General features: G+C 74.1%; 27 protein-coding genes and 1 tRNA gene. 11 read left to right on the top strand and 17 right to left on the bottom strand.

What is annotated here, in order from left to right; all coding sequences use genetic code 11:
* Window positions 1-23 precede the first annotated feature (23 nt).
* Window positions 24-97: transfer RNA gene (locus WJX68_RS12170), tRNA-Thr, on the top strand.
* 265 nt (window positions 98-362) lie between these two features.
* On the opposite strand, the gene WJX68_RS12165 is transcribed toward WJX68_RS12170, so the two are convergent.
* The 3 genes from WJX68_RS12165 to WJX68_RS12155 form a co-directional block, all read right to left on the bottom strand.
* Window positions 363-1,436, bottom strand: a complete 1,074-nt coding sequence (locus WJX68_RS12165) for a CdaR family protein (RefSeq protein ID WP_340289781.1) — start codon at window positions 1,434-1,436, stop codon at window positions 363-365.
* A gap of 51 nt (window positions 1,437-1,487) precedes the next feature.
* A complete protein-coding gene (locus WJX68_RS12160; RefSeq protein WP_340289779.1) occupies window positions 1,488-2,450 on the bottom strand; it encodes an alpha/beta hydrolase in 963 nt (320 codons plus the stop codon).
* Between the two features lie 82 nt (window positions 2,451-2,532).
* On the bottom strand, window positions 2,533-3,708 hold the full coding sequence (locus WJX68_RS12155) for a serine hydrolase domain-containing protein (protein ID WP_340289777.1): 1,176 nt from the start codon (window positions 3,706-3,708) through the stop codon (window positions 2,533-2,535).
* A 692-nt stretch (window positions 3,709-4,400) separates the two neighbouring features.
* Here WJX68_RS12155 and WJX68_RS12150 point away from each other — a divergent pair.
* On the top strand, window positions 4,401-4,625 hold the full coding sequence (locus WJX68_RS12150; RefSeq protein WP_340289775.1) for a hypothetical protein: 225 nt from the start codon (window positions 4,401-4,403) through the stop codon (window positions 4,623-4,625).
* Window positions 4,626-4,748: 123 nt separating this feature from the next.
* On the top strand, window positions 4,749-5,732 hold the full coding sequence (locus tag WJX68_RS12145; RefSeq protein WP_340289772.1) for a ferritin-like domain-containing protein: 984 nt from the start codon (window positions 4,749-4,751) through the stop codon (window positions 5,730-5,732).
* A gap of 96 nt (window positions 5,733-5,828) precedes the next feature.
* On the opposite strand, the gene WJX68_RS12140 is transcribed toward WJX68_RS12145, so the two are convergent.
* From WJX68_RS12140 to WJX68_RS12120, 5 genes are all read right to left on the bottom strand, one after another.
* Window positions 5,829-6,176 carry a hypothetical protein gene (locus WJX68_RS12140; protein ID WP_340289769.1) on the bottom strand — a complete coding sequence of 116 codons (348 nt, stop codon included), beginning with the start codon at window positions 6,174-6,176 and terminating at the stop codon, window positions 5,829-5,831.
* Between the two features lie 340 nt (window positions 6,177-6,516).
* Window positions 6,517-7,218: a GAF and ANTAR domain-containing protein gene (locus WJX68_RS12135; RefSeq protein WP_340289766.1), complete on the bottom strand. Its 702-nt coding sequence runs from the start codon at window positions 7,216-7,218 to the stop codon at window positions 6,517-6,519.
* Window positions 7,219-7,307: 89 nt separating this feature from the next.
* A complete protein-coding gene (locus WJX68_RS12130) occupies window positions 7,308-7,979 on the bottom strand; it encodes a methyltransferase domain-containing protein (RefSeq protein WP_340289763.1) in 672 nt (223 codons plus the stop codon).
* Window positions 7,979-8,443: a hypothetical protein gene (locus WJX68_RS12125; protein ID WP_340289760.1), complete on the bottom strand. Its 465-nt coding sequence runs from the start codon at window positions 8,441-8,443 to the stop codon at window positions 7,979-7,981. Before WJX68_RS12125 ends, WJX68_RS12130 begins: the two co-directional genes overlap by 1 nt.
* A complete protein-coding gene (locus tag WJX68_RS12120; RefSeq protein WP_340289757.1) occupies window positions 8,443-9,726 on the bottom strand; it encodes a molybdopterin-dependent oxidoreductase in 1,284 nt (427 codons plus the stop codon). The genes WJX68_RS12125 and WJX68_RS12120 overlap by 1 nt, the downstream gene beginning before the upstream one ends.
* A gap of 165 nt (window positions 9,727-9,891) precedes the next feature.
* Between WJX68_RS12120 and WJX68_RS12115 the strand changes: the two genes are divergently transcribed.
* Window positions 9,892-10,587, top strand: a complete 696-nt coding sequence (locus tag WJX68_RS12115; RefSeq protein WP_340289754.1) for a response regulator transcription factor — start codon at window positions 9,892-9,894, stop codon at window positions 10,585-10,587.
* The gene (locus WJX68_RS12110) at window positions 10,581-11,687 is read left to right on the top strand and encodes a sensor histidine kinase (RefSeq protein WP_340289751.1); all 1,107 of its coding nucleotides are present in this window, start codon (window positions 10,581-10,583) and stop codon (window positions 11,685-11,687) included. Before WJX68_RS12115 ends, WJX68_RS12110 begins: the two co-directional genes overlap by 7 nt.
* Window positions 11,688-11,745: 58 nt before the next feature.
* Here the strand turns inward: WJX68_RS12110 and WJX68_RS12105 are convergent, their stop codons facing one another.
* A complete protein-coding gene (locus WJX68_RS12105; RefSeq protein ID WP_340289748.1) occupies window positions 11,746-12,483 on the bottom strand; it encodes a SpoIIAA family protein in 738 nt (245 codons plus the stop codon).
* 204 nt (window positions 12,484-12,687) lie between these two features.
* On the opposite strand from WJX68_RS12105, the gene WJX68_RS12100 reads away from it, so the two are divergent.
* The 4 genes from WJX68_RS12100 (at window position 12,688) to WJX68_RS12085 (ending at window position 16,370) form a co-directional block, all read left to right on the top strand.
* Window positions 12,688-14,550 (top strand): LuxR C-terminal-related transcriptional regulator, encoded by a 1,863-nt coding sequence (locus WJX68_RS12100; RefSeq protein ID WP_340289745.1) that lies wholly within the window; start codon window positions 12,688-12,690, stop codon window positions 14,548-14,550.
* 113 nt (window positions 14,551-14,663) lie between these two features.
* Complete coding sequence (locus tag WJX68_RS12095; RefSeq protein WP_340289742.1) at window positions 14,664-15,065, top strand: YdhR family protein; 402 nt, start codon at window positions 14,664-14,666, stop codon at window positions 15,063-15,065.
* Window positions 15,066-15,309: 244 nt separating this feature from the next.
* On the top strand, window positions 15,310-15,657 hold the full coding sequence (locus WJX68_RS12090) for a hypothetical protein (RefSeq protein WP_340289739.1): 348 nt from the start codon (window positions 15,310-15,312) through the stop codon (window positions 15,655-15,657).
* Between the two features lie 326 nt (window positions 15,658-15,983).
* Entirely contained in the window at window positions 15,984-16,370 is a 387-nt protein-coding gene (locus WJX68_RS12085) for a hypothetical protein (RefSeq protein WP_340289736.1), read from the top strand.
* Window positions 16,371-16,434: 64 nt separating this feature from the next.
* On the opposite strand, the gene WJX68_RS12080 is transcribed toward WJX68_RS12085, so the two are convergent.
* From WJX68_RS12080 to WJX68_RS12065, 4 genes are read right to left on the bottom strand one after another with little or no spacing between them, the layout of a single operon-like run.
* Window positions 16,435-16,902: an acyl-CoA thioesterase gene (locus tag WJX68_RS12080; RefSeq protein ID WP_340289733.1), complete on the bottom strand. Its 468-nt coding sequence runs from the start codon at window positions 16,900-16,902 to the stop codon at window positions 16,435-16,437.
* Window positions 16,899-17,612 carry an alpha/beta hydrolase family protein gene (locus WJX68_RS12075; protein WP_340289730.1) on the bottom strand — a complete coding sequence of 238 codons (714 nt, stop codon included), beginning with the start codon at window positions 17,610-17,612 and terminating at the stop codon, window positions 16,899-16,901. Before WJX68_RS12075 ends, WJX68_RS12080 begins: the two co-directional genes overlap by 4 nt.
* Window positions 17,609-20,140, bottom strand: coding sequence for a cation-translocating P-type ATPase (locus WJX68_RS12070; RefSeq protein WP_340289727.1), 2,532 nt, complete (start codon window positions 20,138-20,140; stop codon window positions 17,609-17,611). The genes WJX68_RS12075 and WJX68_RS12070 overlap by 4 nt, the downstream gene beginning before the upstream one ends.
* 4 nt (window positions 20,141-20,144) lie before the next feature.
* Complete coding sequence (locus WJX68_RS12065; RefSeq protein ID WP_340289724.1) at window positions 20,145-20,717, bottom strand: Chromate resistance protein ChrB; 573 nt, start codon at window positions 20,715-20,717, stop codon at window positions 20,145-20,147.
* Window positions 20,718-20,803: 86 nt separating this feature from the next.
* On the opposite strand from WJX68_RS12065, the gene WJX68_RS12060 reads away from it, so the two are divergent.
* Window positions 20,804-21,766, top strand: a complete 963-nt coding sequence (locus WJX68_RS12060; protein WP_340289721.1) for an aldo/keto reductase — start codon at window positions 20,804-20,806, stop codon at window positions 21,764-21,766.
* Window positions 21,767-21,859: 93 nt separating this feature from the next.
* The gene (locus tag WJX68_RS12055) at window positions 21,860-22,717 is read left to right on the top strand and encodes a hypothetical protein (RefSeq protein WP_340289718.1); all 858 of its coding nucleotides are present in this window, start codon (window positions 21,860-21,862) and stop codon (window positions 22,715-22,717) included.
* A gap of 69 nt (window positions 22,718-22,786) precedes the next feature.
* Here the strand turns inward: WJX68_RS12055 and WJX68_RS12050 are convergent, their stop codons facing one another.
* Genes WJX68_RS12050 through WJX68_RS12035 form a run of 4 tightly spaced genes read right to left on the bottom strand, consistent with a single transcriptional unit; the run spans window position 22,787 to window position 24,622 of the window.
* Window positions 22,787-23,386 (bottom strand): alkaline shock response membrane anchor protein AmaP, encoded by a 600-nt coding sequence (locus tag WJX68_RS12050; protein ID WP_340289715.1) that lies wholly within the window; start codon window positions 23,384-23,386, stop codon window positions 22,787-22,789.
* Entirely contained in the window at window positions 23,386-23,928 is a 543-nt protein-coding gene (locus WJX68_RS12045; RefSeq protein ID WP_340289712.1) for a DUF6286 domain-containing protein, read from the bottom strand. Before WJX68_RS12045 ends, WJX68_RS12050 begins: the two co-directional genes overlap by 1 nt.
* Window positions 23,925-24,413, bottom strand: coding sequence for an Asp23/Gls24 family envelope stress response protein (locus tag WJX68_RS12040; protein ID WP_340289709.1), 489 nt, complete (start codon window positions 24,411-24,413; stop codon window positions 23,925-23,927). The genes WJX68_RS12045 and WJX68_RS12040 overlap by 4 nt, the downstream gene beginning before the upstream one ends.
* Window positions 24,410-24,622, bottom strand: a complete 213-nt coding sequence (locus tag WJX68_RS12035; RefSeq protein ID WP_340289706.1) for a hypothetical protein — start codon at window positions 24,620-24,622, stop codon at window positions 24,410-24,412. Before WJX68_RS12035 ends, WJX68_RS12040 begins: the two co-directional genes overlap by 4 nt.
* Between the last annotated feature and the right edge of the window lie 15 nt (window positions 24,623-24,637).

The raw sequence follows: 24,637 nt of genomic DNA, 5'->3' as shown, positions 1-24,637 counted from the left end.
TCGGTACACTGGGATCGCACCACGCCGCCTTAGCTCAGTCGGTTAGAGCGACGCACTCGTAATGCGTAGGTCTGGGGTTCGACTCCCCAAGGCGGCTCGTTTTCGCAGGTCAGATCGCGCTTATGGATCTTTCCTGTCTCCTTTCGTGGCTCGTGGCCTCTCTCAGGCGGGTTCTTGCCGGTCAGTTGCCTGCGACGTGGCCTCCACGCGTGAGTGCGTCGCTCGGTTGCACCTCCTTGCTCATGGTTCTCTGTCCACAGCGGGCGCGGCTGTCCGACATTGATCGTTGCTTCCGGTCGTCGGCGGTGATCACCGACATCGGTGGGACGGCGGAGCCACCCACACCGTCGTCGGGCGCTTCGTTATCGGAGTGGGGTGGGCGACGACGGTGTGGTCGGGGCGGGAAGGTCCAGAACGCGGGAGTTGCGGAGTCGCCAGACCAGTGAAGCGAGTCCGAATCGGGTTCGTCCGATGCCGTTGTCGAGGGGGTCGTAACCCAGTTCGGTGATGATCGTGTCGAGCCGGGTCTGCAACGTGCTGTGGTGGACTCCGGCGTTCCGCGCCGCCTGGCGTACGGAGCTGGTTCGCACGAGTGCGTCGACGGTGGCCGAACCCCACGGGTGGGACATGATCGCGTCCAGGGAGTCGACGTCGGGCAGGTCGCTGTCCAGGGGGAGATCGGCGAGTAGGCCGACCAGGCCGCCGTAGTCGTCGGCGAGGACCGACGGTGCGAACTCGGGATCGCACAGACGCAGGGCGACCACCGCCGTGCGGAACGACCTGTGCAGGTGGTCGACGTCGGTGGCCTGCCCGGTTCCGATCGGCCGTGCCGGGACGGGCGCGTGGTCGTGGGGTACGACCAGGGCGTGGATCGATCCGTAGGGGGTCGCGACGACGTCCTCGGCGCCGGACGGGTGCTCGTCCCACACCGCGAACAACGGCGCCGCGATGACGCGGTATCGCGCGGTGGACACGAGATTGAGTCGGGCCGCGGCGAGACGACGGGTCTCGGTCGGGACGGTCGGGTCGAGCAGCAGGCCGAGATCGCGGCGGCCGTCGATCTCTCGTCGGCCTCCTCCGAGGCGGATGCGGACGGCCAGCGCCAGGCGTTCGAGGACGATCGCGTCGTTCGCATGCGGCTCGCCGTCGCGCTCGATCCACACGGTCAACCCCTCGGCCGTGATGGCTGAGCAGCTCCCTGGCGTCGGCGGCCCGTCGTCGGGGGCCACGATCTCGCCGCGCGGGCTGACCCGGAGCGACCGCGGGGGGAGAACGCTCTGGTAGCCGGCGTTGCACCCGGAGAGGGAGGCGGCCGCACTCAGCAGTGCTCGGGTGTTGACGTTGCCGATGATCAGTTCGTCGAAGCAGGCGATGACTCGCAGACCGAGGCTCGCCTGCGGGTCGAGCGCCGAGATCCGACCGAGGAGTTCTTGCACGGGCACCTCCCGACGACTGGTGGGTGCAGTCTAGTGGCGTGGGTCACCGGATCAGTCCGCGAGGATCTTCTCGACCCAGGTGTCCCGCGTCCGGACCATGCCTCGGGCGACGACGGTGTGCGGGGCGAAGATGTCGAACGCGTGGAACCCGCCGGACCAGACGTGCAGCTCGGCGTCGCCACCGGCGGCCCAGAGACCGTCGGCGTAGGCGATCGCCTCGTCGCGGAAGATCTCGGCGGCGCCGACGTCGATGAAGGCGGGCGGGAGCCCGGACAGGTCCGTCGCCCGGGCCGGCGCCGCGTACGGGGAGACGTCCGGCCCACCGCGCGCCTCGCCGAGCAGCGCGGACCAGCCGGTCTCGTTGCTGACGCGGTCCCAGACCCCGACGCCGTCGAACTGGCCGGTGGAGGCGGTGACGCCGCGGTCGTCGAGCATCGGGTAGTCGAGGACCTGGCCGCACAGGGCTGGGCCGTCGCGATCCCGCGCCGCGAGCGCCATCCCGGCCGCGAGCCCACCACCAGAACTGGCCCCGGCCACCATGAGCCGGTCGTGGCGGATGCCCAACTGCCCGGCCATCGCCGCCGCCCACTCCAACGCGGCGTAGCAGTCCTCCCTGGGGAAGGGGTCCGGGAACTCCGGCGCGAGCCGGTACTCGACGGCGACCAGGACTGCGCCGAGTTTGTCGACCCAGTCGAGCACCAGGTCAGCTCCACTGAAGCGGTCGCCGAACATCAGCCCACCGGAGTGGACGAAGACGATGCCGGGCCGGGGGGAGCCGGCTCGGGTGGGGCGCAGCACCGACACCTGGATCGGCTCGCCTCGATGACCGGCGATCGTGTGCTCGCTGCGTATGATCGCGCGTCCCCGCAGGGTGTCGTCGATCGGCGGGGAGGCATAAGACCGCCGCATGAACGCGATCAGGTTCGGGGTGATGGTCGGCGGGAACACACCACCGACCACGGCGAGGCCGGCCTTCAGCTCCGGGTCGAACTCCGGCCGGGCTCTGGACGACACAGGCTCCTCCGACAGGGTTCGGCGGCGAGGCGACGACCGCCGCGACGCTGCCGGCGAGTGCAGCGTCGCGGCGGGTCGGCGATCACAGCGAAGCGTAGAGGGCGGCCTCGAAATCCCCGTAGAGCTTCCACGCCTCGTGCTCGGTGATGAACGGCAGCGAATTCGTGTAGATCGACGCACAGATGCCGGTGGTGCGGTCGATGAAGAAGTGGGTGTTGAACAGCCCGGCCCACGCGCCCGTCCCGGCCCGCCGGGCGCCGGGGACGTCCTGGGTATTGATCAGCAGCCCGTAGCCCCACGTCCACCCTTCACCGAGCTTCAGCGTGTCGGTGATCGGAGCGTCTGCCGTCCTGATCTCCGTCGGCATCGGAGCGCCGTCGAGCTGGTCGGTGAACGCCGCGTCCACGGTCTCCCGGCTCAGGATCCGTACACCGTCCAGCTCACCGCCGCGCAGCAACGCCCTCTCGAAGCGGATGTAGTCACGCGGGGTCGAGTGCAGACCGTGGCCACCCGCCCACCACTGCGGGTCGTCGGGCAGGACGTTGCCCGCCGAGATCCACTTGCCGTCCTCGCCCTTGACGTGCACGGGCGTCTTGTTCGCCTGACGTGCCTCGTCGAGGGCGAACATCGTGTCGTCCATGCCGAGCGGACCGGTGATGTTCTCCTTGATCACCACGTCGAGGGTCGAGCCGGCGACGGCTTCGATGACGCGGCCGAGCCAGTCGGTGTTGATGCCGTACTCGAACTTCGTGCCGGGGTCGGCGACCAGTGGCGCCTTGAACGCGGCCATGTCTCCTGGCACCACGTTGGGGATGCCGGTGACCTGCTCGTACTTGACCAGGTCCTCGTTCCAGAACCAGTACGTCAGTCCCGAGGTGTGGGTGATCAGCTGCTTGACGGTGGCCTTCGACTTCGGTGCGCGTAGGCGCGGGGTGTCACCGTCGAAGCCGTCGAGGACCTGCAGCTCGGCGAAGTCGGGAACGTAGCGCTCGACCGGGGCCGAGAGATCGAGTTCACCGCGCTCCACCTGCTGCAGCGCGGCCACGGTGGCGACCATCTTGGTCATCGACATGATGCGGAAATGGGTCGACGTCGACACAGGCTTCGCACCGGCGTCGTCGAGCCGAACTCCGGCGGCCCCCTCGTAGAACACGCCGTCGGCGTCCGCGGCGATCGCGGCCACGTGCGGTACGGCACCGGCGTCCACTGCCCCCTGCAGCACCTGGTCGATGCGGGATCCTTCAATGTTTCTCGACACGGAACCTCCGTTGGCTCAGATCTGGTCGCCGATGCCCGATAGGCCTGCGGGACGCCTTCCGACGACGGTCTCGAGTGTGGTCGGAACCACATCAGTTGGTAACCGACGGCGCGACGAGAATCTCGACCTGTCGCCCGCCATGTGGCGGTCCGGCGCCGGCCGGGCAGGTCGACCACGGCCGACCACAGGGACGCGGGGTCCCGGTCCGGCGAGAACTCGATTCCGTGTGGCCTCCTTCGTGGCCTCCAACGCAGGCGCACGGAGGTGTGCGGTGCGCACGATGAACCGCGCGACGTGCACGAACGGACTCGGCGGGGACGGTGTGTCCGGAGACACGAGTTCTCGTAATGCGTAGGTCTGGGGTTCGACTCCCCAAGGCGGCTCCGCGAAGCCCCTGGTAGCGCCGCTGCCGGGGGCTTCTTCGTACACCTCCTGAACCGTCCTACCCCGACTGCCGGTCTCGCTCGGTCTCGCTCGGTCACGACCGTGGCCCGGCGGGGGCGTGGCCCGGCGATCCCACCGGACGGGCCGGGTTCAGCCCGAGTCCGGTCGGACGTGCCGCCCGTCCCGATCGGCCTCTCCGCCGCTGAAGTACGTTCGTGATCCAGCAGACCGTCGGCCGTCACGCGTGCCCGGACCCGCACCGTGGCCGGTCTCTGTGCCGCGAGCACACGCGCGATAGACGGAGTGGCATGGCGGAGGGCGACATCCCGCTCGAGACACATCTCGCACTGGTCGACCAACTCCCGTACCGGATCACCGCTGCCGTCGCCGCGGGCCTGCTGACAGCGCCGGAGGCCCGGGAGATCGTCCTGCGCGCCCGTCTCGTGCTCCAGGCGCGAATCGCGACCGACGGCGTCCGGGGGGCGGGGCGCGGCCTCCGCCCGACGCGCCCGCGTCATCACCCGATGGGGTGATCACGGGGGCGGGCTGCGTGTCGTTGACGTGTCAGGTGCGCCGGTACGGCGCCCGTTCCGAGCCCGACCTCGGACCACGGCCCCGGACCCGGCCGTCCCGTCGGGCCGACACGAGGAGTTCTCGTGTTCCACGGATTCAGCAAGAAGTTCCTGAACGACTCCATCGAGCGCAGCACCGACAACGCGATGGACCGCCGGCGCTTCCTGCGCGCGGCGGGTCTGACCGGGGCCGGCGTCGCCGGTCTCGGCGTCCTCGGCAGCGGTATCGCCTCGGCGAGCGAGGGCGGCCTGCTCGGTGGCCTCGGCCTGGGCGGGAGTGACAGCGAGGACGGCGGCGTCTCCGACGCCGCCGTGCTGAACTTCGCCCTCAACCTCGAGTACCTGGAGGCCGAGTTCTACCTGCGCGCCGTCACGGGCAACGGCCTGAAGGACTCCCAGATCGACGGGAAGGGCGAGCTGGGCGGCGTTACCGGGGGCTACAAGGTCTCGTTCGAGACCAAGCTCGGCCGCCAGTACGCCGAGGAGATCGCCCAGGACGAGCGGGCCCACGTCGACTTCCTGCGCGCGGCGCTCGGCGACGCGAAGGTCGCCCGGCCCGAGATCGACCTGCAGGAGGCGTTCACCGCCGCGGCGCAGGCGGCCGGGGTCGTGGGCAGGAACGAGACGTTCGACCCCTTCAAGGACGAGACCAGCTTCCTGCTGGGCGCCTTCATCTTCGAGGACGTCGGCGTGACCGCCTACAAGGGTGCGGCGCCGCTCGTGTCGAACAAGACCTTCCTGGAGGCCGCGGCCGGGATCCTCGCGGTCGAGGCGTACCACGCCGGCCTCGTGCGGACCCTGCTGCTGCAGGGCGGTGCCGCCGAGACCGTCGGCAAGATCTCCGACGCCCGTGACTCGCTCGACGGTCCCGCCGACCTCGACCAGGGCATCGTCGACCGGTCGGGGAACGCGAACATCGTCCCGGCCGACGAGAACTCGATCGCCTTCTCCCGCACGCCGGGCCAGGTCCTGAACATCGTCTACCTCGACCCCCGCGCGGTCACCCGTGGCGGGTTCTTCCCGGAGGGCGTGAACGGCGACGTCGACACCAGCGACGCCAACGGCTGACCCTGCGCTCCGCCGTCGGCGGACACCGGCCTGACACACGACGACGGGGCCGGGCCACTCCCTGGTGGCCCGGCCCCGTCGCGTGTCCGGGACCTGTCAGCCCCCGAGGCCGGTGGCCTGGTCGAGGACGCTCTTCTGCGCCTGCTCGGTGGTAGCCGACGACCCCTGCTCGGTCGTCGAGTCGATCGAGTTGTCCTGGACGACGGACTGGCCGTCGCCACCCTCGGAGTCCTCGTTGGCGAAGTCGCTCAGGCCGAGGACGTCGGAGACGTTGAACGCCGGGTTGAGCTGCGTGACGGGGGCGAAGCTGGAGTTGCCCTGCTCGGTGGACGCGCCCTGCTCGCCCGAGACGGTGCCCTCGGTCGTCTGGGTCTGCTCACGGGTGGAGTCGCCCTCGTCGGCGAAGGCCATCCCGGCCACACCGAGGGTCATCGGAACGGCCATCGCAGAGGCGATGACGGTACGCACGGACTTGCGCATGAATGTTCTCCTTCATTCGGTGATGCACCCCGGGGTAGCGCCGGAGTGCTGATCCCGACGTTATCCTCGTATCCGCGGTACGCGCTCGCGGGGCTGGTGAGGAAAATCGCCCGATCTCGGTGAACGGACGGGTTCGAAACTGTGGACGGCAGGCGCCAGTAGGGCTTTGAGCTGCACTTTCCTCGGCTGGCGTGGGATCGGCGTCAGGTTTCGCCATGCATCGGAAATAGTGTCACACGATGGAGTGAAAACCGCTCGTCGCGGGAGAGACGAAGGAATGGTCCGAGACCTCTGAGAAAACGTGTCAACGGTGCTCGATGATGATCGCGGGATCGGTGTCGCCGCAGATCAGTGCTGTCGCCACCTCGCCCAGCGGACGTCCGTTCCGACGCGCGTGACCGCGCAGCAGCTCGAATGCCGTGCCCACGTCGACACCGCCGTGCACCGCGAGCATCCCCTTCGCCTGTTCGACGACGACCCGGCTCGTCAACGCCGTCCGGAGCTGCCTCAGCTCCGTCGCGGTGCGGTCCGATGCCGCGGAGTGGAGGATGGCGACCGCGGCCGCTTCGGCGAACAGGCCCAGCACCTGCGGGTCCGGTTCGGCGCCGGCGCGCCCCAGCACCAGCAGCGCTCCCACGGTGTCCGGTCCGTGGCTCAGCGGGAACGCCCATGCGGCGTCGACCCCGGCGGCGAGTGCCTTCGCGGCGAACACGAGCCATCGGGAACGCTCGCGGCCGAGATCCGGGCAGAGCACGGGACGGCCGGACCGGGCGCTCTCCCCGCCGGGCCCCTGACCGAACCCCGCGGCCAGGGCCGCACGCGGCTCGGCGGCCCCGGACGCCACGACCCCGCCGACCGCCCCGTCCGACAGCAGGGCCGCACCGGCGGTGAGCCCGACGACGCGCTCGACGGATCCGACGAGATCTGCCAGCACCGCTGCAGGGCCCCCGCCCCCGGCCGCGACGAGCCCCAGGACCGCTGCGCCGATCTCCGCCGAGTTCTCCATCGCATGGTGTTCGAAAGCTCACCCTCATCCGGTTTCCCCACCTCCGGGTGCGCCGCGGCCCGCCCCGGCTCACGATTCCCGTCCCGTCGTCATCCCGGGGGCCTGCCGCGGACGGACGACCTCCTGCCGACAGCTCCGAGCTCGACGATGTCACCGCGGCCCGGCCGGGCGGGCCACCTGCCGACGACGGCGAGGCCCAGGCCGGCCGCATGATCCTCGAGGGCCCGGACCCCGACGCGGGCCCACCTCGTGGACCACTCGCCGCCCACGTCGGGCACCGGGAGACAGCCGGTCCAGCAGAGACCGGGGTCGGGGTCGGTCTCGACGATCACCGTGCCGCCGGTGGCGGTCAGCGCACCCGCGCGCGCCAGCAGCCGGTGCGGGTCCCCACCGATCCCGATGTTGCCGTCGAGGAGCAGGACGTGGTGCCAGCGTCCCTCGCGGGGGAGCGGGGCGAACACGTTCCGGTGCAGGACGGGCGTTCCCCGGCTGCGGCACAGCTCCACCGCGACCGCGGAACTGTCGACCCCCCAGGCCACGACGCCGTGTTCGCGCAGCGCCCGTACCAGCCGGCCCGGTCCGCAGCCGAGGTCCAGGGTCGGCCCGGTGCACCGTCGCACCACCTCGGCGTCGGTGAGGTCCGGCCCGGCCCGCCAGCGCGCCGGGTCGAGGAGCTGTACCGACCCGGCGTCGTCCCGGATCTCGATCGCGGCGCCGCACAGCAGGCCGTCGAAGGGGGTGGACGGCACCACCGCGGGCATCAGCGGCTCCCCGTCGCGGCGGCGTGCGCCCAGCGGAGCAGGTAGAGCAGAGCGGAGACGCCGGCGAGCACCGCGACGAGCAGGAGCCACGACCCGAGATAGGGCTGCTGGTCGAAGCCGGTGGCGGCGAGGTGGGTCTCCTCACCCTGGCGGATGATCCCGGGCAGGAAGACGAGCAGGGTGAGTCCCGCGCCCATCAGCGGAAGCCGGACGTGGTTGACGACCGGGACCCGGGCGCGGCGGACCCGTCCGGACACGGTGGTCACCACCCGGTCCGCCGCGGAGTAGAGCGGGAACAGGACGAGATCGTGCACGACGGCCACCGCGACGAACCAGACGAGGATGCGCAGCGCGGACGGGTCGTCGAGCAGGAGCTGCGCCGCGTAGCCGGCGACGGCGAAGCCGGCGAGGAGCACGAGCAGGTGACCCGGCCCGGCACCGTAGAGGCGACGGAAGCGCATCATCACGTCGTCCGGAAGTCGATCGCCCGGACCCACTTCGTGCACTGCACGCCGGGGGTGGACGGGGTGATGATCCGTGCCGGGAAGCCGTGGTCGAGCGACAGGTCGTGGCCCTCCACGTGCAGGGCCAGCATGCTGTCGGGGTGGAGGACCCGCGCTCCCGGCAGCGCCGCCCGGCCGAACCCGCCCGGGTCGAACGACGTCACGATCGCGGCCGTCGGAGCGGCGACCCCGGCGACCGCGGCGAGGTCGCGCAGCCGCACCCCCGTCCACGTGCGCACCGCCGACCAGCCCTCGACACAGGCGAGGGGCAGGGTCGCGGTGTGCAACGGGAGCTCCGGCCCCCCGGCGAGCAGACGGGCCCGGTCGAGGAGCACGGGGGCCGGTCCTCCGGTGAGCTCGAGTCGCCACCCCCCGGGGTCGACGGCGGACGGGTCGATCCCCGCTGCGGCCGCCGTGCGGTTGACCGGGAAGTCGTTGCCGGGAGGGCCGTCGGGTACCCGCCCCCGCGGCAGCAGGAAGGCGAGCGGACGCAGCGGTTCCACGGTCTGCCCGACGGTGAGCGCCCCGATGAGCAGCGAGCCCCCGCCGACGACGGCCAGGGCTCCCCGCCTGCTCACGGTCGGTGCGGCGGGCCGGTCCGCGACGAGGTCCCCGCCGCCCTCCTCCGGGCGTGTCCGGGACAGCGGCGTGCGCAGCTCGGTGCGCAGCGACCGTGACCGCAGGGCCCGGGCCGCCGAGGGGAGCTTCAGGACGACATGGACGGCGAAGGCAGCCATGAACACCCAGGCGCCGAGGTAGTGCGCGGTGTAGAAGCTGAAGCCGAACACGTAGTCGTACTGGATGTTGAGAACGCCGGTGACGATCTCGAACAGGATGCTCCCGACGAGGAGCAGCAGCGACAGCCGCTCCAGCAGGTGGGCGGCGCTGCGGACCGGTGGTGACGCGAACAACGCCGGCAGCACCGACCACAGCTTGGCCAGCACGACGGGGATCAGGACGAGCCCCAGCCCGACGTGCACACCCTGGGTGAGCCGGAACAGCCACGGCGGGTCCAGCGGGAACACGAAGTCCGGCGGGCGCAGCAGCCCGACCTCGGCCGGGATCTGCTGGCCGGCGCCGTAGGCGACGTAGTCCAGCAGGCCGGTGACCGCCACGACCGGCAGCCCCACGAGCAGGACGACGCCGAGGACCGCGGTGAGCCACGGTCCCCGGATGGGGCTGCGGAAGCGGGGGCCCGCCCGCAGGTCCCCACCGACGGGTGGGGCGGTGTCCGTCTCGGTCATGGTGGCTCCTTCGTCGGGGACGGAGCCGAACGTAGGGAGCGGGGACCCGGCCGCGGCGGCGTCGGACCGGTCCGTAAGAAACCCCTAACAACTCACCCGAGGACGGTTCTTACCGATGTGTGACGGATCCACGGGATCCCGGCGGGACGGCCTACCCTCGGCGCCGTGGCTGCCGCACGGGTACTGCTCGTCGAGGACGACGACAACGTCCGCGAGGTCGTGCGGCGCTACCTCGGCGACAGCGGACACGAGGTGATCGAGGCCGCCGACGGCGTCACCGGGCTGCGCACGGCGGTGGAGCGCGCCCCTGACGCGGTCGTCCTCGACCTGATGCTGCCCGGCCGGCACGGGCTCGCGGTCTGCCGTGAGCTGAAGGTCCACCGCCCGGACCTGCCGGTCGTGCTCCTCACCGCGCTCGGGGAGGAGCACGACCGCGTCCGGGGACTCGAGATCGGTGCCGACGACTACGTGACCAAGCCGTTCAGCCCCCGTGAGCTCGTCCTGCGGGTCGCCTCGGTGCTGCGCAGGGCCGCGCCCACGGTGGGCTCCGGCATCGTCGTCGACGGTGACCTGACCCTGGACCGCGGTGCCCGCCGGGCCGTGCTCGACGACGTCCCGCTGAGCCTCACCGGCCGGGAGTACGACCTGCTCGAGTACCTGCTGCTCCATGCGGGCCGGGTGTTCACCCGGCCCGAGCTGCTGGCCGGCGTGTGGGGCTGGGAGTTCGGTGACCAGTCCACCGTCACCGTCCACGTGCGCCGCCTCCGGGAGAAGATCGAGCCGGATCCGACCCGTCCCCGCCGGATCACCACGGTCTGGGGCGTCGGTTACCGCTACGACCGGACGGACCCGCCGTGCTGAGCGAGATCCTGCTGGCCGCGCTGCCCGCCGTCCTGATCACCCTGGCCGTGACCGGACTCGGCGTCGCACTGCTGCAGCGCCTGCGGCGCCGTTCGTTGTCCGCGGCGACGACGGCGCTGGTGATCCTGCCGCTGGTCGCGGCGTTCTCCGGAGTCGTCGTCGTCTCCGGGTTCATGTACACCCCGCAGCTGCTCGGCACGCTCGTCGCCTGCCTGGTCGCCGCGGTCGTGACCGTGCCGGCGGCGCTCGTGCTGGGACGCACCCTCGCCCGCGAGGCGCTGTGGCAGCACGAGGCGCATGCCGCCGAGCGGCGGGCCGAGCAGTCCCGCCGGGATCTGGTGGCCGGGATGAGCCACGACCTGCGCTCGCCGCTGGCCGGGATGCGGGCGATGACCGACGCCGTGCTCGACGACGTGGTCAGCGACCCGGCCGAGATCCGCGAGTACGTCACCCGGATCCGTCGCGAGACCCTGCGGATGTCGGACATGGTCGACGACCTGTTCCAGCTCTCGCGGGCCACCTCCGGCACCCTGCAGCTCAATCTGGGACGCGTGTCCCTGGCCGAGGTGGCGTCGGAGGCCGTGGCCTCCGCGGCCGAGGTCGCGCGTGCCGCAGGCGTCGTGGTGGGCGCCGACCGGCCCCACGACTGGCCGCACGCCCTGGGCAACGAGACCGACCTGCTGCGGGTCCTCGCCAACCTGCTGGGCAACGCCGTACGGCACACGCCGCCCGGGGGTTCGGTCCTCCTCACCGCCGGCGCGACGGAGGGCATGGCGTGGGTCCGGGTCGACGACGGCTGCGGTGGCATCCCCGACGTCGAACTGCCGCGGATCTTCGAGGTCGGTTTCCGCGGGACCGGAGCCCGCACCCCGACCGACCGCGCCGGAGCCGGACTGGGCCTCGCCGTCGCTCGCGGCCTCGTGCACGCCCAGGGCGGGACCCTCTCGGTGGTCAACCACGGACCCGGCTGCCGGGCGGAGGTCAGGCTGCTCCACCCGGAGGGGCACCGGCCGTCCTCGGAAGCCCCCGCGGGGCGCGCCGATGCGCCGCGCGTGCCGACACCCGTTCCACGGGACGTACCGCCCCGGGCGGCGCGGTAGGGAATCACGGCCCGGCGACGCCTGCTGCACCATCCCGGCGTCCCTCCCGTGCGTGGTGTCAGTCCCCGGCGGCCCAGTCGTGCGCCGCCGCCGACCCGTCACCGGCGAAGGCCCGCACCTCGGGGTGCGCGACGCGGTCGAGGGCGCGGGCGGCCAGGGCGAGCAGGTGCGGGTCGCCGACCATCGCGAGCCGGCGGATCCGCCGGTGGTGCCCGACGGCGAACATCAGGTGCCGGACCAGGCTCCCCGGACTCGTCCAGCCCGGGATGCGGGCGAGGTGCAGCACGAGGCCGCGCAGCTCACCGTGCTCGCGGATCCACGGGTCGACGGTGGCGGCGAGCCGCTCGAAGTCCTCGACGCGCAGCGCGGTGCCGATGTCGGCCCGGGCGACGTCGGCGGCGTCGATCTCGACGTGGACGGTGGATCCGGCGGGCAGGTCGGCGAGCCACTGCGCGGCGCGCGAGCGGTCACCGGGACGGAAGACCCGGACGGGGAAGGGGACCAGCCGGGCCGTCCACTCGGCCGCGCGCCGGAGCCCGGCACTGCGGGTCAGCACCGCGACCCCGTCGTAGGCGCCGACGGTGTCGAGACCCAGCCGCAGGTCGTCGAGCATCGCGCCGGGGGTCAGCCCGCGGAAGCCCTCGTCGATCTCGACCAGGCAGCGCAGCCGGTCGTCGGCCCTCCGGGCGCTCGCCACGAGCGGTTCGACGACCTGCTCGTAGTCCTGGGCGGTGAGCCTGCCGTCCACACGCAGACCGAAGACGCCGCGGGGCAGGTCGTGCAGCACCTCGATCATGTCGGCCTCCGGCGGTCGGGGGACGGGGGGAGAGCCTGCCCCGGGGCGACGGCCACGACGTAGGGGCGAAGGTCGTGCGGTCCGCACGGCGTCCGGCCCGTTCCGGACGCCGCCGTGCCGCCGTTCCGGTCACGAGGGCTGACGCGGCCGGTCCCGCGGCCGTACCGTCGTGCGGTTGTCGTCGCCGACCGACGGAGGTCCGCCATGACGGGGACGATCGGGGAGCGCCTCGCGGTGGGTGCCGGGCGCGGCCCCGTCGGGCGCGGGCGCGAGCTCGCCGCGCTGACGGCCGCCGTGTCGGACCCCGACCCGCCGTTCCTGGTCGCGTTCGTGCACGGCCCCGGCGGGATCGGGAAGAGCAGCCTGCTGCGACGGCTCGTGGCCGGCGTCCCGGACGGGGTGGACGCCGTCGTCCTCGACGGCCGCGACGTGGAGCCGACGCCCCGCGGGTTCCGCCGGGCGCTCGCCGCGGCGCTGGGCCTCCCGGCGGCCGACGACCCGGGGACCCAGGCCGTCGTCGGCGCGCTGCGGGAGCGCGGCGCGGCGCGGATCCTGCTGGTCGTCGACACCTACGAGGTGCTCGGCCTGCTCGACGGGTGGCTGCGCACCCGCTTCCTGCCCGCGCTGCCGGCGTCGGTGCTGACGGTCGTCGCCGGGCGCGACCGTCCCGCCGCCGCGTGGCACACCGCCGCCGGATGGGCCGGTCTCGTCGCCGGTTTCCCGCTGGGCCCGCTGCCGGAGGCGGACGCACTCGCGCTCCTGCGCGCCCGCGGCCTCGACGACGCGGCGGCGCGGCGGCTGAACGCGTTCGCGCGCGGTCACCCCCTGGCCCTGGAGCTGGGGGCGGCGGGGGCCCGCGCAGGGGCGGACGGCACCGCCGTCGTCCCCGAGCTGACCGACGCGTTCCTGGGCGGCCTCGACGACGACGTCGTGCGGGCCGTCGAGGCGGCGTCGACCGTCCGCCGGGTGACCGAACCGGTGCTGCGCGCCCTGCTCGGCGACGACCGCGCCCGCCCCGCCTACGACGCGTTGCGGACCCTGCCCTTCGCCGAGACCGTCCCCGACGGCCTGCTGCTCCACGACGTCGTGCGCGACACCGTCGGCCGGGAGCTCGCCGTGCGCGACCCCGACACCCGCCGCGGCTACCGGCAGCGCGCCGTCCGCTACTACGCCGACCGTCCGGAACCCGCCGCCGGCGGCCTGTGGCGCCACACCGCGGACCTGATGTTCCTCATCGAGAACCCGGTGGTGCGCGACGCCTGCTTCCCCAGCACCCGGCCGGACCACGCCGTCGAGCAGGCCCGCCCGCAGGACGGGCGGGCCGTCGCCGACATCGTCGCCCGGCACGAGCCGCGGCCCTGCGCCGAGGCGCTGGCCCGCTGGTGGGACCGGCACCCGGAGACGTTCGCCGTGGCGCGCGGACCGGACGGGACGGTCGAGGCGTTCGTCCAGATCGTCGAGCTGTCGGCCGTCGACCCCGCGGTGCTCGCGGCCGACCCGGTCACCCGGCCCTGGACCGAGCACCTGCGCGCGGTGCCGCCGTCGCCGGCGGACCGGGTTCTGCTGATGCGCCGCTGGCTCGGGCGCGGGTCGGGGGAGCTGCGCTCGCCCGCGGTGTCGGCGTGCTGGCTCGACGTCAAGCGCGTCTACATGGAGCTGCGCCCGCGGCTGCGGCGGCTCTACTCCGTCGTCGTCGACCTGGGCGAGCTCGGCCCGATCTTCCTGCCGCTCGGGTTCGCCCCGGTCGGGGCGCCGGTCGAGGTGGACGGCGTCGCCCACCAGTGTGTCGTGCTGGACTTCGGCCCCGGCAGCGTCGACGGCTGGCTGGCCCGCCTGGTCGAGTCCGAGACCCGGGAGCCGGTGGGGCCGGCGGGCCTGTCGCCCCGCGAGACCGAGGTGCTGCGCCTGGTCGCGGCCGGGCTGTCGAACCGGGAGATCGGCGCGACGCTGCACATCAGCGAGCGCACGGCGAGCCGGCACGTCTCGAACCTGCTGCTGGCGCTCGGCGCGCGGACGCGCGCCGAGGCGGCGGGCATCGCCGTCGCCCGCGGGGTCGCGGACGTCTGAACGGGGCCCGTCCGGCGCAGCGGACTGGGCCGGACGGGCCGCGCCGGTCACGCCACCGATGTCGGCGTGACCGGCCGAGGCGCCACCGGGCCCGGCCGCCCGAGACTCCTGGCATGCAGACCTTCCTCACCACCCACCGCCTCGACGGCATCACCGACGACGAGCACCGGGCGCTCTGCGGCGAGCTCGCCCCGGCCTTCGCCGAGCTGCCCGGGCTGCTCGCGACGATCTGGCTCGCCGACCCGGCGTCCGGCACCTACGGCGGGGTGCACCTGTTCGGCGACTCCGGCGCGGCCGACGCGTTCGTGGGGTCCCGGCTGTTCCGGACCGTCGTGTTCCACCCGCACCTGGCGGACATGACGGTCCGCCGCTTCACCGTCGACGAGGCCACGACCCGGCGTACGCAGCCCGGGCTCGGCGTCGTCCCGACCCGGGCGGTCACGCTCTGGCCGACCCGCACCGGCGCGGCCGGCACCCGCCCGCGCGGCACCCGGCCCGCCGCGGAGGTCCCGTAGCCGGTGCACCCGCGGGCCGGCCGGGCGGCCGTCGGTCGGCGTGCGTGGGGGTCGACTCGGCGCCGGAACCGGAAGGTGTGAATAACTGACCCTCGGTGATTGTTCCGCACGATGGTGTTGCGCGGTTTGCCGCCCGCTCTTTCCCGCCATTACGGTTCTGCTCAGCCGGTTCGGGCTCCCCCTTTTCGTCGTCGGGCCGGCACGTGCCGGATCCGTGTGGATCCGAAACCTCCAGGAGAAGACTGTGCAGAAGAAGAAGGTCGGCCTCGTCGCCGCCGCGTCCGCCGTCGCCCTGATCGGCCTGTCCCCGCTGGCCTTCGCCGGTGAGGACAGCGTCATCGACAAGGACGCCAAGGGCATCGTCGCGGGCGCCAACGGCAACAACCTGCAGGCCCCGATCCAGGCGTGCAACAACAACGTCCCGGTCAACGCCCTGGGCGTTCAGGTCCCGGTCGAGGACGCGGCCGCCGGCAACGGCGTGACCGGTGCGGCGGGCGTGCTGGGCAAGGCCAAGGCGCACTCGGGCGACTCGGCCACCGACCAGTCCGACACCTGCGGCCAGGAGGCCGGCGCGGGCGACTCGGTCAACTGACCGACTCCCTGTCGCGACGTGCCCCGGGACCCTCGCGGTCCCGGGGCACGTTCGTGTCCGGGGCTGGGCGGTCGTGACCCCTCGTGCCGACCGGACCGTGGCCGGTGTCCGGATCGCACCGGATTCGGCCGATGACGATCGAACCCCATCGAGGGAATAACCCCACTGAAAGTAATCGGGCCACCCGATGGTGGTACCGGAATTGTTCGGGCACCGATCGCGGCGCTAGATTCGTCGGCAGTCGGTACGGGCTCCCCCGCTTTGTCAACGTGCCGTCATGGAACGGGGCCGTCGTCCGTGCCCCGATACCCAACAGGAGAAGAACTGTGCTGAAGAAGGCCGGAATCATCGTCGCGGCGTCGGCCGCGTCCCTGCTCGCCGTGTCCCCGCTGGCGTTCGCCGGCGACTACTCGGGCGACCACGACGGCAAGCACCACGGCAAGCACGAGTCGGGCCACATCGACAAGGACGCCAAGGGCCTGATCTCCGGTCTGAACGGCAACAACGTCAACGTGCCGATCCAGGTCTGCAACAACAACGTGCCGGTCAACGCCCTCGGCGTGCAGGTCCCGGTCGAGGACGCCAGCCTGCTCGACGGCATCACCGGTGCCCTGGGCCTGGGCGGCAAGGCCAAGGCCGTCTCCGGCGACTCGGCGACCGACCAGTCCGACAACTGCGGGCAGACCTCGGGCGCGGGCGACTCGATCAACTGATCACCGCACCTGCGACGTGCCCCGGGACCACACGGTCCCGGGGCGCCGTCGTGTGCGGGGCCGGTCAGCCCGCGGAGCGGCGCACCTCCGACCGTCGCCGCGCCTCGGCCCACCGGCGGTGCTCGTCGTCCGTGGCCGGCGCCAGCTCCGGGACCGGCACCGGCCTGCGGTGCTCGTCCATCGCGACCATCGTGAAGTAGCAGCTGTTGGCGTGGCGCTGGGTCTGCTCGGTGATGTTCTCCGTCGTCACCCGGATCCCGACCTCCATCGAGCTGCGGCCGGTGTGGTTGACCGACGCCCGGAACGTCACCAGCTCGCCGATGTAGATCGGCTCGCGGAAGCGCACCCGGTCCACCGACAGCGTCACCACGTAGGTCCGGGCCCACCGGCTCGCGCAGGAGAACGCGACCTGGTCGAGCAGCTTCAGGATCGTGCCGCCGTGCACGTTGCCGGAGAAGTTGGCCATGTCCGGCGTCATCAGCACGGTCATGGCCAGCTGGTGGCGGGGCAGGTCGTCGCCGTCGCCGGTCACGCCGCCGCCGCCAGGATCTCCCGGGTCACCGTCGTCCAGGCCGGGGACAGCGGGTCCACCAGCGCGAAGTGGTCGCAGCCGGCGAGCTCGACCAGCCGGGCCGACGGGTGCCGGCCGGCGTAGGAGCGCGACACGGACAGCGGGACCCGGTCGTCGGCGTCCCCGTGCACGATCGTCACCGGCCCGGACGGTGACGGCCCGGCCGCCGGGTCCAGGTCCGGACGGTCGTCGGCCGCCGTGCCGAGGAACGCGCGGACCGCGCCGTCGCCGAGGTCGTCGGCGTCGGCCAGGGCGAGGTCCGCGACCGGGGCGAGCGGGACCGTGGCCCGCAGCAGCGACGGCTCGACGGCCGCCGCGTGCAGCACCAGGTGCCCGCCCGCCGAGTGCCCGACGGCGACGACCGGCCCGGCGTGCGCGTGCGCGGCCCGCAGCCCGGCCAGGACGTCGGCCACCGCCGCGTCCGGGTGGCCGGGGCGGCGCCGGTACTCCACCGACGCCACGGGCAGGCCCAGCGCGTTCAGGGCCGCCGCCATCGGGCGCAGGTGCGCGCGGTCGAACCGGGGCCGCCAGAACCCCCCGTGCACCAGCGCGACGAGCGGGCGGCCGGCGTCGCCGTCGGGCCACAGCTCCAGCACCTGGTCGGGGTCGTCGCCGACGGCGACGGTGCGGGGCGGCTCGGGCGCCGACCGGGTCAGGATCGATCCGTTCACGCCCGGTTATCTAGCACGGCCGGGCCGCCGGCGCGCCGTCTGCGCACGACCTTGCGCACCTCCAGCACGGCGACCGCCGCGACGGGGACGAGCACGGCCGCCGCCCACTGCGGCCCGCTCAGCGGGGTCAGCCGCAGGGTGTCGCGCAGCACCGGCACCGTCATGATCACGACGACGGCCGCGCAGCTCAGCACGGTCCAGGCCGGCAGGAAGCGGTTCGCCAGCAGGCCCGCACGCAGCAGCGGGGTCCGCTCGGTGCGCATCACCCAGGCCAGCGCGAGGTAGCCCGACAGCCAGCCGACGAACGCCACCGTCTGCGAGGCGGTGACCAGGTAGAGACCGCCGACGGCCACGAACAACGCCACGGCCCCGGCCGCCAGGTCGGTGAGCAGCGCGCGGTCGAGGAAGCGCGCGCCGGCGTCACGCGGCGGGCGGGTCATGGCGTCGCGCTCGGCGGGCTCGGCCGCGAACGTGGCGCTCCCGGCGACGTCCATGAACATCTCCAGCACCACGATCTGGATCGGCGCGAACGGCACGGCCATCCCGGCGAGCACGCCGGCGGCGACGGTCGCGACCAGCCCGGCCTTGCACGCCAGGTAGTACGCGACGCCCTTGCGCAGGTTCCCGTGCAGGGTGCGGCCCTCGCGCAGCGCGCGGGTGAGGGTGGAGACGTCGTCGTCGGCGAGGACGAGGCCCGCGGCGTCGCGCGCGACGTCGGTGCCGGAGGACCCCATCGCGACGCCGACGTCGGCCCGGGCCAGTGCCGGGGCGTCGTTGACGCCGTCGCCGGTCACGGCGACGACCTCCCCGCGGGCCTGCAGCGCCTCGACCAGGCGCAGCTTGTGCGCGGGGGTCGCGCGGGCGACGACCGGGCGGCGCACGACGGCGTCGGCCAGCCCTGCGTCGTCGAGGGCGTCGAGGTCGCGGCCGGTGAGGACCGCGTCCGCGCCCGTGCCGTCGACGATGCCGACCTCGGCGGCGACGGCGCGGGCGTAGGCGGGGTGGTCGCCGGTCACCATCAGCACCCGCACGCCCGCGGTGCGGGCCGCGGCGACCGCGTCCGCGGCGCCCGGGCGCGGCGGGTCGGACAGGCCGACGAGCCCGGCCGCGACGAGGTCGCGCTCGGCCTCCTCCGCGGTGCCCGGCACGGCCGCCGCCGTCCGGGTGGCGACGGCGATCACCCGCAGCCCGCGCCCGGCCAGCTCCGCCGCGCGGGCCGCCGTCGCCGGGCCGGCGCCGGGGCAGCGTTGCAGCACGGACTCGGGCGAGCCGGTGGTGACGACCCGCCCGCCCGGCAGCACCACCGTCATCGTCTCGCGGGACGGGTCGAACGGGAACCGCGCGAGCGGTGCCGGGGGCGCGGGCAGGCCGCGCTCGCGGGCCGCGAGGAGGAACGCGACGTCGGTCGGGTCGCCGGACCAGCCGCCGTCGGGCTCGGGGACGGCCTCGGTGCAGGCCGCGCCCAGCGCGAGCAGCGTGTCCTCACCGGTGCCCGGCGCGGGCTCGGCGACGACGACGGCCATCCGGTTGCACGTCAGCGTCCCGGTCTTGTCGGTGGCGAGCACCGTGACGGTGCCGAGGGCCTCGGCGGCGCGCAGCCGCCGCACCAGGCCGCGGCGCCGCGACAGCCGGTGGGCGCCCAGCCCGAGCACCAGGCTGACGATGATCGGAAGCTCCTCCGGGACCGTCGCGAACGCCAGGGTCAGCCCGGTCAGCACCATCTCCCGCCACGGGCGCCCCGCCAGCACCCCGATCAGCGGGACGAGCACGCTGAACGCGATCGCCAGCGTCGCGAGGCTGCCGGCGAGGTCGCGCATGGCCTGCTGCAGGGCGGTGCGCGGCGGCTTCGCGGCCACGACCAGCCCGGTGAGCGTGCCCAGCTCGGTCGCCGTTCCCGTGGCGACGACGACGCCCCGCGCCCGCCCGGCCGCGACGGTCGTCCCGGCGAAGGCGAGGGTGGCGCGCTCGCCGAGGGCGGCGCCGTCGTCGACGACGCGCGCCGCGTCCTTCGCGGCGGCCGCGGACTCCCCGGTCAGCGCGGACTCGTCGACCCGCAGCCCCCACGTCTCGACCAGCCGCAGGTCGGCCGGGACCCGGGCGCCGGCCGACAGCGGCACCAGGTCGCCCGGCACGACGTCGGCGACGGGCACCGACACCGTGCGGCCGTCGCGCACGACCGGGGTGGTCGGGGCGGTGAGCTCGCCGAGCGAGGCGATCACCGCCTTGGCCCGGAACTCGGCGAACACCTCGACCGCCACCACCGCCGCGATGATCACGACGACCGCGACGGTGTCGTCGATGCGGCCCCACACGCCGTAGAGCACCGCGATGGCCGCGAGCAGCAGCATCATCGGCTCGGTGACCTCGTCGGCCAGCACCCGGCCGAACGTGACGCGGCGCGGGGTCACCCACCGGTTCGGCCCGTGCCGGGCGAGCCGGGCGGCGGCCTCGCCCGCGGCGAGCCCGCGGACGGTGTCGGTGCCGAGCGCGTCCACGACGGCGGCGGCCGGCGTGGAGTGCGGGGTCACCCGCTCACCCGGCGGGCGGGTCCGTGCGCGGCGGGAGGTCCGGCGCGACGCCCTCCGCCCGGTAGACGGCGGCGGTGAACGCCTCCAGGGCCCGCCGGCACCGGTCGAGCAGCTCCTCGGCGTCCTTGCCGCGCTCGTCGGGGAAGAAGTCCCGGGCCGCGATCTTCGCGATCCAGCCGGTGAGCCGGTCGAGGTCCTGCTCGTTCTCCTCCAGCTCGGCGAAGGTGTAGTTGTCCCGCGAGGACTCCTTCTCCAGCTCGGCGAGCAGGGCGTGGCCGCGCTCGGCGAACTCGGCGAACTCCTTGCCGCGCTCGGCGCGGAACCGGGCGACGATGCCGTCGTCGTCGCCGGTGACGTCCAGGGCGTACGCCGTGCCGCCCTGCTCGCGCACGTAGGCGGCCAGACCCTCGACGAAGTCGCGGTGCCCCGGGGTGGCGGGCAGCGCCCAGGCGCCGTTCTGCAGGCCGACGGCGCCGGCGGCCCGGGCCCGCCGCCACAGCGTGACCCGCGGGCTGGAGGGGGAGGCCGGCAGCTGCGCGAGCAGCAGGACCCAGCCACCGGACGGCGCGTCGGTCATGCCCCGGGACGCTACCGGCCGCCGTCGGGACGCAACAGGTGTTTCGCCGGCTGGGCGGCGCGCGTCCGGTCGGGCAGGCTGGGGCCATGCCCGACCCCGTCGCGCGGCTCGGTCTCGGCCTGGCCGCGATCGCCCGCCCCGCCTACATCACCTCCGGCCGCGCCGGGGAGCTCGGCGACGACCGCGACGTCGACGCCCTGCGCGAGCGCACCTGCGCGCTGCTCGACGCGGCCTACGCCGCGGGCGTGCGCTACGTCGACGTCGCGCGGTCCTACGGCCGGGCCGAGGAGTTCCTCGCGGGCTGGCTGGCGGCGAACCCCGGCGCCGGCGACGTCGAGATCGGCTCCAAGTGGGGCTACCGCTACGTGGGCGGGTGGCGGATGGACGCGGCGACCCACGAGGTCAAGGACCACTCCCTCGACGCCTTCACCGAGCAGTACGCGCAGAGCCACGAGCTGCTCGGGGACCGGCTCGGGACCTACCACGTGCACTCCGCGACGCTCGACACCGGCGTCCTCGACGACGACCGCGTCCACCGCGCGCTCGCCCACCTGCGCGACCGCGGGGTGCGGGTGGGGATCTCGACGTCCGGCCCGGCCCAGGCCGAGGCGATCCGGCGCGCCCTCGACGTGCGGGTCGGCGGCGAGGCGCTGTTCACCTCGTTCCAGAGCACCTGGAACCCGCTCGAACCCTCCGCCGGTCCCGCGCTGGCCGAGGCGGCCGGCACCGGGGCCCGGGTGATCCTCAAGGAGGTCTTCGCCAACGGCCGCCTGGCCCCCGGCGGCGACGACGGCTCCCCCGGGGCCCGGGCCGCCGCGCGCCTGGCCGAGCGGAGCGGGGTGCCGCTGGACCGGATCGCCGTCGCCGCGGCGCTGGCCAACCCGTGGGCCCGCTGGGTGCTGCTCGGGCCGGTGGGCACCGAGCAGCTGGCGTCCAACCTGGCCGGCGCGGCGACCGGACTGACGCCCGCGGTGCGCGACGGGCTCGCGGAGCTCGCCGAGCCCGCGGAGCAGTACTGGGCGACCCGCTCGGCCCGCCCCTGGAGCTGACCGGGCGTTTCCCCGCGGACGGACGCTCGTTTACCTTCCAGCCATCTCGCGGCCCCCCGCACGACTCCGGCCGCGCGGCGAGGAGGAGGGGACATGACCGCCCAGGACCACATCACGCGGGGCCGCGGCTCGCACCGCGCCGACGACGACCCGGCCACGGTCGTCATCCCGCGCCTGGCCGACGACGGGTCCCCGGCCGCCGGCGCCGCGTCCCCGGCGCGGCCGGAGCCGTCGCCCGAACCGCAGCCCGCCGCGCCGGGTGCGCCTCACCTCGCGCTCGTCCGGCGCGGTCCGGTGGTCGGCACCGCCGCCGCGATCGTCGCGCTGCTGGCCCTCGCGCACTACGGCGCCGCCGTGTACGGCATCGGGCGCCCGGGCTTCCAGATCCCGGCGCCGATCCGGCTGGGCACCGAGCTGAACATCTCGACCTGGTTCAGCTCCGTCCTGCACCTGGTCAACGCGGGCCTGCTCGCGCTGGTCGCGGTCAACTCGGTGCGCCGGGAGCGCTGGCGCTGGGTCCTGCTCGCGGTGTCCTGCGCGGTCGTGTCGATGGACGAGGTCGCGGCGAACCACGAGCAGGTCGGCTGGATCATCCACACCACGTTCCGCACCACCGGCTTCCTCACCTACGCCTGGATCATCCCGGCGGCGGCGCTGGTCGTGGTCGTCGCGGCGCTGTGCCTGCCGATGCTGCTGCGCCGCCCCGGCGGCTACCTCGTGATCGCGGGTGCGGCGGTGTTCCTGTTCGGCGCGGTCGGGCTGGAGTCCGTCGGCGGCGCGGTGTTCGAGCAGACCGGCGACGTGCAGTCCTTCGGCTACAACGTGCTGGCCGGCACCGAGGAGACCTGTGAGATGGCGGGCCTGGTCATCGCCATGGCCGGGCTGCTGCGCACGGCGGGCGGCAGCGGGCTGCGGATGGCGGGCGCCGGGTTCGTCGACCGGTCGCGCTGAGGCCCCACGCACGACGACGGCGGGGCCCCGGGATCTCCCGGGGCCCCGCCGTCGTCGTGTGCGGTCCGGTCAGCCCACCCGGGAGCGCTGCTTCTCCTCGGCGAGGCGGAGCACCAGGTCCGCGTGGTCGGACCCGATGTCCAGCGCGGAGCGCAGGCGCGGCAGCGCGTGGTCGGTGATGCGGGCCCGCAGCGCGGTGAGGTCGGCGCCGTCGTCGGCGGTGACCTCCAGGTGGATCTGCGGCCGGCGACGGTCGCCCACCAGTGCGGCCGCGGCGCGCTGGACGCCCTCGTAGCCCTCGATGTCGGCGGCCAGCGCGTCGGCGGCGTCGTCGGAGTGGATCCGGGTGACGCCGGCGTCGCGGCCGGCGACCTGGGCCGACGGCAGCGTCCAGGACGAGGTACGCGGGCGCCGGCGGGCCTGGGCGAGCAGCCAGCGCAGCGCCAGCAGCCCGACCACGACGGCGGCCACGACGACGACCCAGGGCACCCAGGCGTCGAACACGGGGTTCGCCGGCAGCAGCGGCACGGACGGGTCGAGCATCGGCAGCACCGGGCGCAGCACGCCCAGGCCGAACAGCAGCCCGAACACGCCGGCGGCGAGCAGGACGAGCCCGATCAGGAACAGCAGGGTCCGGTTGAGCCGGGCCGGGGGGTTCGCGCTGGCCATCACGCCTCCTGCTTCGTGCCGGTCACGGAGACCGTGACGCGCGGGCTGCGGGCCGGGCCGACCGCGGCGAGCCGCTCGGAGACCGCGCCGCGGACCTGCTCGCGCAGGTCCTTCGGGTCGCCGAACGCGGCGTGCGCGGTGACCGCGGCCCTGCGCCCGCTGCTCTTCACCGAGGCCTTGGTGACGCCGTCGACGCCGGTGGCGGCGTCGGACAGAGCGCGGTTCAGGCTGCGCCGGGTGATGCCGGTGTCGAGCCGCTCGGCGCCGTCGGCGGGGGCCAGCGGCAGCACGGTCGGCGTGCCGGGCCGCAGCGCGACCACGACGAGCACCAGCCCGAGCAGCGCGACCACGCCGGAGGCGATCAGCACCGGCAGGTCGGCGCCGGTGAGCCCGGCGACGAGGGCGTTCAGCCCGGCGAGGTCGACGACGGGCTGCTGCCCGAGCATCAGCTGCACGACCGCGACGGCGACGAGCGCGCACAGCGCGAGCAGCACCAGCGCGACGATGCCCGCGGCCAGGGACTTGCGGGGGCGGCGGATCACTCGAGCTCCCTCCCGGCCGGGCGGGCCGAGCCCGGGGTGGTGAGCGCGGTGACGGTGACGTCCACCCGCGCGACGGAGAGCCCCGTCAGGGCCTCGACCTGCCGCACGACGTGCGCGCGGGCGCGGTCGCAGACCGACGCGACGGGCGAGGGGTAGGCCACGGAGATGCGCGCGTCGATCCTGGCGGTGTGCCCGGAGACGGTGGCGTCGACCCGGGGCCGGCCCGCGGACTCGTCGCGGCCGAGCATCCGGCCGACGGTGCCGGTCGTGCCGCCGACGCCGTCGGTCTCCTCGAGCGCGCCGAGGGCGATCTTCTGCACGACCTGGTCGGCGACGTCGACCCGGCCCCGGTCCTCGGCCGCGCTGCTGGCGCCGGCGTCGAGGGACCGGGTGGGGCTGTCGTCCGGGGGTGGCGGCGCGGACGGGGTGACGCGGACGGTGTCCGGGTCCCCCGTCGCGGTGCTCGCGGCGTTCACCGCGGTCACCGGACCTTGTCGCGGCCGCGCCCGGACAGTCCCGAGCGCTCGGAGAGCTCGGACAGGTCGAGCTCGCCGTCGAGCCAGCGGCCGACGGCGAGGCCGAGCGCGCCGAGGATCAGGGCGAGGACGAACCCGCCGAAGCCGCCGACGATGCCGGCGATGGCGAGGAGCAGGCCGGCCAGCAGGCCGATCTGCGTGTTGCTGGACAGGGACATCGCAGTCACGTCCTT

Source organism: Pseudonocardia spirodelae, assembly GCF_037727765.1.
GTDB classification, from domain to species: Bacteria; Actinomycetota; Actinomycetes; order Mycobacteriales; family Pseudonocardiaceae; genus Pseudonocardia; species Pseudonocardia spirodelae.
This window is presented reverse-complemented; position numbering and strand designations above follow the sequence as displayed.